Origin of the sequence: Streptomyces hirsutus (assembly GCF_001418415.1) — a bacterium.
Taxonomy (GTDB): domain Bacteria; phylum Actinomycetota; class Actinomycetes; order Streptomycetales; family Streptomycetaceae; genus Streptomyces; species Streptomyces hirsutus.
Window position 1 is genome coordinate 1 of the sequence record NZ_LIQT01000704.1, and the last position, 5,801, is coordinate 5,801.

Annotated in this window: 4 protein-coding genes; 3 read left to right on the forward strand and 1 reads right to left on the reverse strand. The window is 70.8% G+C overall.

Annotation, left to right across the window (positions count from 1 at the left end; translation table 11 throughout):
- The first annotated feature begins 394 nt into the window (after positions 1-394).
- The 3 genes from groL (at position 395) to AOK11_RS37670 (ending at position 5,313) form a co-directional block, all read left to right on the forward strand.
- Positions 395-2,017, forward strand: coding sequence for a chaperonin GroEL (groL, locus tag AOK11_RS37660; protein WP_055598117.1), 1,623 nt, complete (start codon positions 395-397; stop codon positions 2,015-2,017).
- 401 nt (positions 2,018-2,418) lie between these two features.
- Positions 2,419-3,549: an NADH:flavin oxidoreductase gene (locus AOK11_RS37665; protein ID WP_055598118.1), complete on the forward strand. Its 1,131-nt coding sequence runs from the start codon at positions 2,419-2,421 to the stop codon at positions 3,547-3,549.
- Positions 3,550-3,807: 258 nt separating this feature from the next.
- Complete coding sequence (locus tag AOK11_RS37670; protein ID WP_055598119.1) at positions 3,808-5,313, forward strand: MFS transporter; 1,506 nt, start codon at positions 3,808-3,810, stop codon at positions 5,311-5,313.
- Between the two features lie 40 nt (positions 5,314-5,353).
- Here the strand turns inward: AOK11_RS37670 and AOK11_RS37675 are convergent.
- Positions 5,354-5,801 (reverse strand): hypothetical protein (locus AOK11_RS37675; RefSeq protein WP_055598120.1); only part of this gene is annotated, 448 nt, incomplete at its 5' end.

Genomic DNA, 5,801 nt, shown 5'->3' on the forward strand with positions numbered 1-5,801 from the left:
CCCGGGGACACGAGCCCTTCGGCCTGCCCGGGGTCCGTCCCGCCGTTCGTCCCGCCGTTCGCTCCCGGAGCGGGGTCCGGGGGTGAGGCCTGGGGGCGGGACCCGGGGTGCGTCCGTTCCCTGCTCCGCTTGCCCGCTCCGTCCCCGTCCGTCTTGTCCGGGTGTTCGCGGGTGGCTGAGTCGCCCGCCGATCCTCGAAGGCGCTTGCACTCGCATGGGTCGAGTGCTAATCATTGCGTTAGCACTCTGAAGGTGAGAGTGACAACGTAAGGACCGGGTCGGTGAGGCCCGCAGTGCCGGTGGAGCAGGGAACCGCCGGGTCTGTGAGCCGTCCGTCGCGGGCGCGGGCGCGGTCCTGGAGTCATCACCCCCAGTCCTGGAGGGACCACTTCACATGGCCAAGATCATCGCGTTCGACGAGGAGGCGCGGCGCGGCCTCGAGCGCGGCATGAACCAGCTCGCGGACGCCGTCAAGGTGACGCTCGGCCCCAAGGGCCGCAACGTCGTCCTCGAGAAGAAGTGGGGCGCCCCCACGATCACCAACGATGGTGTGTCCATCGCCAAGGAGATCGAGCTCGAGGACCCGTACGAGAAGATCGGCGCCGAGCTGGTCAAGGAAGTCGCCAAGAAGACGGACGACGTCGCCGGTGACGGTACGACCACCGCGACCGTTCTCGCCCAGGCCCTGGTCAAGGAGGGCCTGCGCAACGTAGCCGCCGGCGCCAACCCGATGGCCCTCAAGCGCGGTATCGAGAAGGCCGTCGAGGCCGTCTCCGGTGCCCTGCTGGAGCAGGCGAAGGACGTCGAGACCAAGGAGCAGATCGCCTCCACGGCCTCCATCTCCGCCGCCGACACCCAGATCGGCGAGCTCATCGCCGAGGCCATGGACAAGGTCGGCAAGGAAGGCGTCATCACCGTCGAGGAGTCCCAGACCTTCGGTCTGGAGCTGGAGCTCACCGAGGGTATGCGCTTCGACAAGGGCTACATCTCGGCGTACTTCGCCACCGACATGGAGCGTATGGAGGCGTCGCTCGACGACCCGTACATCCTGATCGCCAACTCCAAGATCGGCAACGTCAAGGACCTGCTGCCGCTCCTGGAGAAGGTCATGCAGTCGGGCAAGCCGCTGCTGATCATCGCCGAGGACGTCGAGGGCGAGGCCCTGTCGACCCTGGTCGTCAACAAGATCCGCGGCACCTTCAAGTCCGTCGCGGTCAAGGCCCCGGGCTTCGGTGACCGCCGCAAGGCCATGCTCGGCGACATCGCCATCCTCACGGGCGGCGAGGTCATCTCCGAGGAGGTCGGCCTCAAGCTGGAGAACGCCACGATCGACCTCCTGGGCCGCGCCCGCAAGGTCGTCATCACCAAGGACGAGACCACCATCGTCGACGGTGCCGGCTCGGCCGACCAGGTCCAGGGCCGCGTGAACCAGATCCGCGCCGAGATCGAGAACAGCGACTCGGACTACGACCGCGAGAAGCTGCAGGAGCGCCTGGCGAAGCTCGCCGGCGGTGTCGCGGTCATCAAGGCCGGTGCCGCCACCGAGGTCGAGCTCAAGGAGCGCAAGCACCGCATCGAGGACGCCGTTCGCAACGCGAAGGCGGCCGTCGAGGAGGGCATCGTCGCCGGTGGCGGCGTGGCCCTGCTCCAGGCCTCCTCGGTGTTCGAGAAGCTGGAGCTCGAGGGTGACGAGGCGACCGGCGCCAACGCCGTGAGGATCGCGCTCGAGGCCCCGCTGAAGCAGATCGCCGTGAACGCCGGCCTCGAGGGCGGTGTCGTGGTGGAGAAGGTGCGCAACCTGACCCCGGGCCACGGCCTGAACGCCGCGACCGGCGAGTACGTCGACCTGGTCAAGGAAGGCATCATCGACCCGGCCAAGGTGACGCGTTCCGCGCTGCAGAACGCCGCGTCGATCGCCGCGCTGTTCCTGACCACCGAGGCCGTCATCGCCGACAAGCCGGAGAAGGCCTCCGCGGCCGCTCCGGGCGGCATGCCGGGCGGTGACATGGACTTCTGAGCCTGATTCACCTCAGGTTCGGACCCGGTCCGTCAGTACCGAGGGCGGGGCTCAGTCGGCGTAGTCCTTGAGCCTCTCGGTGTCGAGGGTGATGCTCACCGGGGGCGAGGTGCGCGCAGTCGGCCCGGGAGAGGGACAGTGCGGGGACCTCGCGGCCGAGGGCGGCGAGCAGGACGTGGGCGCGGGAACGGGTGGGGCGGGAGGGCGGGGTGGGGTCCTCCGCTCATTTTTTGAAAAGAGGGCTCGGGGCTCGGCGCTTGAGCCTCGGGGGTGAGTGTGACCGGGCTCACACCCGAGGGGGAGGGGTGGGCGGAATGCCTCCCCGTGGTCGCCGGTTGGTGCCGGTGTGCATTTAATGCATGCGCACATACCAAATGGTATCCACAGCGAGGAGCCCCCACGTGACCGTCACCGCCACGGAGACCGCCGCCCGAGCCGCCGCGTTGCTCTCCCGTCCGACCGTGATCAACGGCCTGACCGTCCCGAACCGCATCGCGATGGCACCGATGACCCGCATGTTCTCCCCGGGCGGTGTTCCCGGCGAGGACGTGGTGTCGTACTACTCCCGGAGGGCCGCCGCCGGTGTGGGGCTGATCGTCACCGAGGGCACGTACGTGGGGCACGAGTCGGCCGGTCTCAGTGACCGGGTGCCGCGGTTCCACGGGGAGGAGCAGCTGGCCGGCTGGGCGAAGGTCGCCGACGCGGTGCACGCGGCGGGCGGCACGATCGTGCCGCAGCTCTGGCACATCGGCATGGTCCGCGAGCAGGGGCGGGCGCCGTATCCGGACGCCCCGGCGATCGGCCCGTCCGGCGTGCGCACGGACGGCACCGAGGGCGCGGGCAAGACGATGACGCGGGCCGACATCGACGACGTGGTCGGCGCGTTCGCGCAGGCCGCCGCGGACGCCGAGCGCATCGGCTTCGACGGCGTGGAGCTGCACGGCGCCCACGGCTACCTCATCGACCAGTTCCTGTGGGCGGGCACCAACCGTCGTGCCGACGCCTACGGCGGCGACCCGGTGGCGCGGACGAAGTTCGCCGCGGACGTCGTCGCGGCGGTCCGCGAGCGGGTCTCGCCCGCCTTCCCCGTCATCTTCCGCTTCTCGCAGTGGAAGCAGGACGCCTACGACGCCCGCCTCGCCGAGACCCCCGGGGAGCTGGAGGCGATCCTCGCACCGCTCGTGGCCGCCGGTGTCGACGCCTTCCACGCCTCCACGCGCCGCTACTGGCTCCCGGAGTTCGAGGGCTCGGAGATGAACCTGGCCGGCTGGGCGAAGAAGCTGACCGGCAGGCCCGCCGTCACCGTCGGTTCGGTCGGCCTGAACGGGGAGTTCCAGGAGGCGTTCCAGGGGCGGGGCGCGGAGCTCGGCAGCCTCGACAACCTTCTCGACCGGCTGGAGCGCGACGAGTTCGACCTCGTCGCGGTGGGGCGCGCGGTGCTCCAGGACCCCCAGTGGGCGGCGAAGGTCCTCGGCGGGCGCATCGACGAGCTCGCACCGTACGACGCGGCGTCGCTCAAGACGCTGAGCTGAGCCCCGGAAGAGGGGGCGGAGGAGTCGGCGCACGTGTCCCGCGGGACACGTGCGCCGACTCCTTGCTTCTGCCTCCCGCGCGGCTTCCCGCTTCGGCTTCCAGACCCGCTCCAGCTCCGTTCCGGATCCGCTCCAGGTGTCCGTTCCATGCTGACAAGACCGACCAAAAGACCCGGCCGCGTTAACTTGCTTAACTCAATTAAGCTCCATAAGGTTGCCTGAGTCAATTAGAACTGAGCCACGACGGAGAGCTCCCTCATGTCCGACGCACCCACCCGGCCCGCCACGGCCGGGGAATCCGCGCCGCCCCGGCCCAACGCCGTGGTGGCCGTCCTGGCCTTCAGCGGCATCGTCGTCTCGCTGATGCAGACGCTGGTCATCCCGATCGTGGGACAGCTGCCGACGTACCTGAACGCCTCGGCGTCGGACACCGCCTGGGCCATCACCGCGACGCTGCTCGCCGCGGCCGTCGCGACACCGGTCATGGGACGTCTCGGCGACATGTACGGCAAGCGGCGCATGCTCCTGATCAGCATGAGCATGCTGATCATCGGCTCTGTGGTCGCCGGACTCAGCGACAGCCTGACCCCGATGATCGTCGGCCGCGCCCTGCAGGGTCTCGCGTCCGGTGTGATCCCGCTCGGCATCAGCATCCTGCGCGACGAACTCCCCGCCGAGCGGCTGGGATCGGCGACCGCGATGATCAGCGCCTCGCTCGGCGTCGGCGGTGCCCTCGGTCTGCCCGCCGCCGCACTCATCGCCGACAACTTCGACTGGCACGCGCTGTTCTGGACCTCGGCCGCCCTCGGTGTCGTCGCCCTGGTCCTGGTGTCGGCCCTCGTACCGGAGTCGAAGGTGCGCACCGGCGGCCGGTTCGACGTACCCGGCGCGATCGGGATGGCGGCCGGCCTGATGTGCCTGCTGCTCGCGATCTCCAAGGGCGCCGACTGGGGCTGGGGGAGCGGCACCACGCTCGGCCTGTTCGCGGCGGCCGTCGTCGTCCTGGCGGCCTGGGGCTTCTACGAGCTGCGCGTCACCGAACCCCTGGTGGACCTGCGGGTCTCGGCCCGCCCCCAGGTGCTGGTGACCAACGCCGCCTCGGTGGCGATCGGCTTCGCGATGTTCTCCATGTCCCTGGTCATCCCGCAGCTTCTCCAGCTGCCGGAGCAGACCGGCTACGGCCTGGGCAGATCACTGCTGACGGCCGGTCTGGTCATGGCCCCGTCCGGCCTGGTGATGATGGCGCTGGCCCCGGTCTCCGCACGCGTCTCCCGCGCCAAGGGGCCGAAGGTGACCCTGATGATCGGCGCCCTGATCGTCGCCGCCGGCTACGGGCTGAACGTCGTCCTCATGGCCGAGGTGTGGCACTTCGTGCTGGCGTCCTGTGTCATCGGCGCCGGCATCGGCTTCTGCTACGGGGCGATGCCCGCGCTCATCATGGGTGCCGTGCCCGCCTCCGAGACGGGCTCCGCGAACAGCCTCAACACCCTGATGCGGTCCCTGGGCACGTCCGTCGCCAGCGCCGTCGCCGGTGTCGTCCTGGCCCAGATGACCACGCGGCTCGGTTCGTTCGCGGTGCCGTCCGAGGACGCCTTCCGTACGGTGCTGGCGCTCGGCTCGGGCGCCGCGCTCGTCGGATTCGTCGTGGCGGCCTTCATCCCGCGCCGGCGCCCGGAGGGACCGACCGCGGCGCGTGCGGAGAGCGCGACCGGGGCGGGGACCGCGTCCGCCGCGTCCGCCGAGGTTCCGGCAGCCAAGGCGTAGTCCCGGAGTCGCGGGCCGCGGGGGGCGCGGGGAGCCGGCGTCACGGAGTCCCCGTCGGCTCGCTGCCGGTCCGTGCCGGGATGCCCCACACGCGCAGCACCTCGTAGTCGGTGAACTCGAGCACCAGCCGGTACGCCATGGCGGGCCGGGGTCCGCGCCGCTCGGCCGCGATGAACAGTTCGGCCTCGCGGCGGTCGCGGCGCGGGGTGCCGCACAACTGCCACGCCTGGCCGTTCCACAGCTGCGGCAGCCAGCGCTGCTGGGGCTGGGGGCGGTCGCCGTGCATTCCGTACCGGGACGGGGCGGGCCCGGTGGGCGCCTGCTGGGGCGCCGGCCCGTTGAACTCGGCGCGGCGGGCCGTACGGCGCCGGGTCTCGCACAGCAGGCACAGGTCGGGGGCGCTCTCGTCGACCGGGCCGGTGGGGTGTTCGGCGCAGCGCGTGCTGGGCACGGCCGTGCTGACGCTCTCCTCCAGCCGGTCCAGCGCG

Excerpts from the sequence above, each read along its gene's own strand:
- groL (WP_055598117.1), top strand. The coding sequence starts at position 395 with ATGGCCAAGATCATCGCGTTCGACGAGGAGGCGCGGCGCGGCCTCGAG.
- AOK11_RS37670 (WP_055598119.1), top strand. The coding sequence starts at position 3,808 with ATGTCCGACGCACCCACCCGGCCCGCCACGGCCGGGGAATCCGCGCCG.